This is a genomic window from Azospirillum sp. B4, assembly GCF_000333275.1.
Lineage (GTDB): Bacteria > Pseudomonadota > Alphaproteobacteria > Azospirillales > Azospirillaceae > Nitrospirillum.
In genome coordinates this window covers 1-4,684 of record NZ_BACU01000123.1, presented here as the reverse complement: position 1 = coordinate 4,684, position 4,684 = coordinate 1, and the positions used below count along the sequence as shown (strand labels likewise).

Below are 4,684 nucleotides of genomic sequence, written 5' to 3'. Positions count from 1 at the left end.
TTCTGGCTGGAACCGCGCAGCTCCTCACGGCCATGGTACCGCTCCTGACCGGCAACGTCTCGGCGGTCCCGCGGCGCCGGCGCATACGGCGACATCGGGCCAGGCGCCTTGCCGTACAGGCCGGCATCTGTCTGCTGACGGGCGCCGGTCTGGTAACCCTTCTGGTCGATGGCCTGACCGGCCTACGAAGTGCCGGTGGAACGTCTTCCCCGCGGGATCTACCAGAACTCCCAATGGCAAGTCCCGTCCTGCCCGCCGGCGAGGACGGGACCGTGCGCCGCTCCACCGCATGCTCAAGCACCTTCGAGACATCGCGCGCGGCGCCTGCCGTATACTGCGGCGGCGACCGGCCTGTCCTGGCACCCGCGCCGATCTGGCGGACCGACAAGCTGGGCCGGGCCTGATCATGATCTCCCGCTCCATTGCACAATCCATGACTGGCGTGCAGTGGTGCGACTTCACGGGCAACGCCTGGGGTGGCTGCACCGAAATCCTGCCGGTGAGTGGCGCACGGTCGGGCTGCTCTATCTGCTATGCCAAGGGATATTGCTGCTGCAGGCTGGGCATGAGCTGGGGACCTGCGGCACCTCGACGGAGATTTTCCACCTTCGCCGACCGTATGACCCGTCTCGATCGCCTTGCGATCCAGACCGGCCATGCCTTTTCGGTTTTCTGCCTGTCCTTGGGCGATTGGCTGGATCCTGAGGTCGACCCGGCCTGGCGCAGCTGGATGATCGATACGGTTGAGAGCTGCGCCCACCTCAACTTCCTGCTGCTGACCCATCGCCCCCACCTCGCGGGCAAGCTGCTGCCCGCCACCTGGCGCAGCGCGCCACCGGCCCACGTCTGGCCAGGCGTGACCGTGGACCATCCGCTCCACGGCTTCAGGTGGCGGCAGCACCTGGACTACTGGGGCCACACCGGCCGCGCGTGGATCTCGGCCGAACCGCTGAGTGCCTGCCTTGCCTCGGCCATGGACTTGTCGGACGCGGCCGTCACCATCTACGGCGGCGCCTCGGGCACACGGGACCACAGCTGGGCTTTCGACCCCCAATGGGTAAGGGAACACGTCCAGCGCTTTGGTCCCGACCGGATCTTTTTCAAGCAGTGGGGCGACTACGACGCCGACGGCCGCCACGTCGGCAAGCGCGAAGCGGGCCGCGAGATCGATGGGCAGACCTACGGCTACACACCCTGGCCTCTCCATCGCGAACTGCTGGAGATGGCCAGGCGCCAGCCGGCCAAGGTCACGACGGTCATGGAGGAGATGCCGGCATGAATTCGCGGTTGAAGGTCATCGAGGGCGGCCCCGGCGCCACACCGCCGCTAGACCTTACACGGGATAGCCAGCGCAGGCTTCTGCATCTACACCGTATCGGCCACACCTTGGTGCAGGCTCGCTACTGGCCCTACCCCGTGGGGCCTTTGACAATGGCCCGGCTGCTCGTCGTCGGTCTGTCGGCCATCCTGGCCTACAAGCTCATCGGCGCGATGCTGGAGGATAGGGTGGCCGCCGCCGCCGTCGACTGGGGCAACATCCTCCTCGCGACTGCGGTCACGATCCTTGCAGTACGCCTGAGGCAATGTCCCCGGTCCTTCGTTGAGCAGCTGGACCGGCAGCTGGCCATCTACACACCCATAGACCGTCGCGCCTACCAGGAACTGCAGCTGACGACCAGGTCGAGCAATCGCTTCGAACCTGGTGAGGTGCAGCGGTGGCTGAGCCTCGAGCGACAGGCGATCCAGAGGCGCTCAGCGCAAGCCAAGCCCAGGCCGGGATTTCTTGACCGACGGCTCTAAGCTCTGGGCCGCCTCAGGATCGCCCCACCGCAACGAATCGGTCCATGATCGTCCTGTCGACGATGTGGTCGGCGTAGCGATGCAGCAGCCTCTTCAGCGTCCCGGGCTCGATTCCGCTCGACAACACGGCCGAGATGAGCTCCGCAGCATCCATCGGCGCAGCCCCGGCCCCAAATAGCCAGGCAGGCAGCAGTTCAGCCAGAGCCTCCCCTCCCTGGCCACGGAGCCTGCCCAGCCCAAAACTAGCCGGGCCCTGCCGCATTACCGTCAACATCGTCGCCAAGGTCCGCTCGGCAACCGGGACTTTCTCCAGCAAGGCTCCGCATTCATCGATGTCTTTAGAGATAATGGCTCTATCCTCTCCCGAACCACCGGCGAGGATAACAACCAGCTCTTGACCCAGGAACTTCAAACCACGCGCGTCGATCATGATGGCCACCATCGAGATGGGTATTTGAAATAACTCGTGGTAGCACAGAATTCGAAGCCAGCCGACAATCATATGGGACGACAAGGGCATGACCAATGTGCCAGCCTTTCACCGTACAGCTGATCGCCTCCCGGGCCGGGACGACCTGCCGGCAGGAGAGGAATTCGATATTTTACCTATTCAGGTGAATGTCATGTTCACCAGTCTCGGCGCATCAATGTGGTTCAATGGAAGGTTTATGGACTGGGGCGACGGAACGAAGGAATGGGCGGTGTATGACCAGCGAACCGGCAAGAGTTGGTTGTGGGAATTGCCTCAGCCCGACTTCTGGTTTCCTGTGCCTGATGTTATTTGGCAGCCACTTGCCTAAACCGTGAAGAACTATAAAAATGAATCCCTGAAATGACCTCACAAGCACTGTTGTTACGTGGTCTTGGAAATGTCATTCTCTAACTGGAAGCCCCGAGCCTCGAAATGAAATATACACCGAATCATATAAGTAATATATTGTCAAGTATTTGTGTGATTAGATGCTATAAACGGTATATTTCATCCAAGAAATACCAAAATTCCATAAATAATACTGGCAATAATGCAAGCCTCGATTTACCAATAGAGGTGCGACAGAGGGAAAATTTCTGGGCAGTAGGAGGAAACTATGGTTTCAGCTCGACAGATTATGATCAATTGCGAGAAATTGCTTTTCGTATAACGAATAACATTCATGATCCACATTGGGCCGTTCTCAATCCCGACAATCACGATAGAATCGAAATCAGATTCAAGAATTCTGCAGACGCTATAAATTTTGCAACGATCGAGGAAGTCCGCGATCTTCTTCTGATTGCCGCTCTCAGCTATGGAGAGCCCGACCACGAGTCACATTACTAATTGGAGAATTTTTATAAACGCTTCTCTCTTTTAGTTACATGCCCAACCAAGGCCTCCCTCACCTCCGGCATGAGCTCAAAGCCAGTCTCCCGTTCACGCCGCGCAGCCAGCAAGCGCGCGTCGGGGTCCTTCGCCACGGCCGCAGCCGCCTCACGCACCCTACGATCCAGCTCACGGCGGCGGCCGCTCCACCACAGGTCATCGCCGGCGCCACTAACAAGCGCCGCCCGGGCGCGCGGATCAGCCTCGATGGCCTCCGCTTCGGCAACCTCTGCCGCAAAGGCCCGATGATGGACGGACATCCGTTCCACGGCACTCGCCGCCATGGCCAGGCGCCGGGCGCCACCCGTTGCGAGATCAGCCAGGCCCGACCATGCCAGTACCCCGGTCTGGCTGATCTCTCGCTGCAGCCCACGGACGTCCTCAAGGCGCAAACCCTCACCCCCAAGCCCGGACACCTCCTCTCCGTCCTTCAGGACTGAGGGCCGGACTGGGGGTGAGCCTCGCCGTGCCGCGGACCAGCGCTCCACCGCGGCAAGCACCACCTCAACGGCCCCCTGGTCGCCACCCGTGAGGCTCAGCGCTTCATCCCGCAGAAGCAATCGCGCGCGCCTCTCAGCGTCTTCAGCCTCCATGGCGGCTCGCCGCCGGCGCACCAACTCCAAATCCCATTCGGCCTCTGCAGAACGGCTGTCCAACGACAAGGCCTCGCGAAGCGACTTGCGAGCCGCCAGGGACGACTGCAGGTCGGCAACGACGACCTCGGAACGAAGCGCGGCCGTGCCGGCCGCCACCTGCTCACCCGCCCGCTCATACCGGACCCGCGCCTGATCACGATCCTCAAGGGTACGCCTGGCCAGCTCGGCGCCGGCCGGGTCCCCCCTCGACGCCTCATCCCAGGCGAGGCGGGACTCCGCCGCCATGCGCTCCAGGTCCGTGACAACCCTCCTGTTCGAGGCAGGAAGGACATGCGCGCCGGCAGACGTGGACATTCGATTTCTGTCACGACCGGCCGCAGCCTCAAGCTCACGCTCCGCCCAAAGCCGGCGGGACCACAGCCTGTTCCAGGGCTCCAGACGCGACCAAGCCAGTTCGGCTTCGGCCAGCCCCGTGGCCGCCGCCTGCCAACCCTCGACGGCCTTGGCCAAGGTCAACTTGGCCAAGGCCACATGGTGGCCCAGGGCGTCCCCTGGGCGTTCCTTCAACATCCGCCTGGCACGGGCCGTCACCGCGGAGTCAATGACAGCGACACCCATGGCATCGGGCTCACATACCTGAAGCCAGTCGATCTCCCGCAGCGCGTTGGCGCTGCCCAGCCTGGTCTCGACACCAGCCCGCTGCTTGACTGACTCCGAAGGACCCAGATGCGAGGAGGGCGCCTTCTCTATCCCCATCTCCTCATAGCTGCGGCAGTCGTAGCGCTTTAACGCCCCGGCCCGCTCCAGCTCCACATTGACTGCCCTCACATAGCGTTCCCGCAAACCGGCGATCCAGGCGGCATCCCTCGCCTCACGGTCCTTGAGGCGGGCGAACTCCCAGGCGCCAAGCCCGAACCGCTCGGCC

Annotated in this window: 5 protein-coding genes; 3 read left to right on the top strand and 2 right to left on the bottom strand. The window is 62.6% G+C overall.

The window, feature by feature from the left end; translation table 11 throughout:
* Nucleotides 1–433 precede the first annotated feature (433 nt).
* Nucleotides 434–1,279, top strand: coding sequence for a DUF5131 family protein (locus I55_RS05825; RefSeq protein WP_159107121.1), 846 nt, complete (start codon nt 434–436; stop codon nt 1,277–1,279).
* Nucleotides 1,276–1,800, top strand: coding sequence for a hypothetical protein (locus I55_RS05820; RefSeq protein WP_044559564.1), 525 nt, complete (start codon nt 1,276–1,278; stop codon nt 1,798–1,800). The genes I55_RS05825 and I55_RS05820 overlap by 4 nt, the downstream gene beginning before the upstream one ends.
* Before the next feature lie 13 nt (nt 1,801–1,813).
* Here I55_RS05820 and I55_RS05815 read toward each other — a convergent pair whose 3' ends face one another.
* Nucleotides 1,814–2,320, bottom strand: a complete 507-nt coding sequence (locus tag I55_RS05815) for a hypothetical protein (protein WP_044559563.1) — start codon at nt 2,318–2,320, stop codon at nt 1,814–1,816.
* Here I55_RS05815 and I55_RS35730 point away from each other — a divergent pair.
* The gene (locus I55_RS35730) at nt 2,319–2,600 is read left to right on the top strand and encodes a hypothetical protein (protein ID WP_148293587.1); all 282 of its coding nucleotides are present in this window, start codon (nt 2,319–2,321) and stop codon (nt 2,598–2,600) included. The genes I55_RS05815 and I55_RS35730 overlap by 2 nt on opposite strands.
* 532 nt (nt 2,601–3,132) lie before the next feature.
* On the opposite strand, the gene I55_RS05810 is transcribed toward I55_RS35730, so the two are convergent.
* On the bottom strand, nt 3,133–4,684 hold a 1,552-nt coding region (locus I55_RS05810), incomplete at its 5' end, for a MobA/MobL family protein (RefSeq protein WP_044559562.1).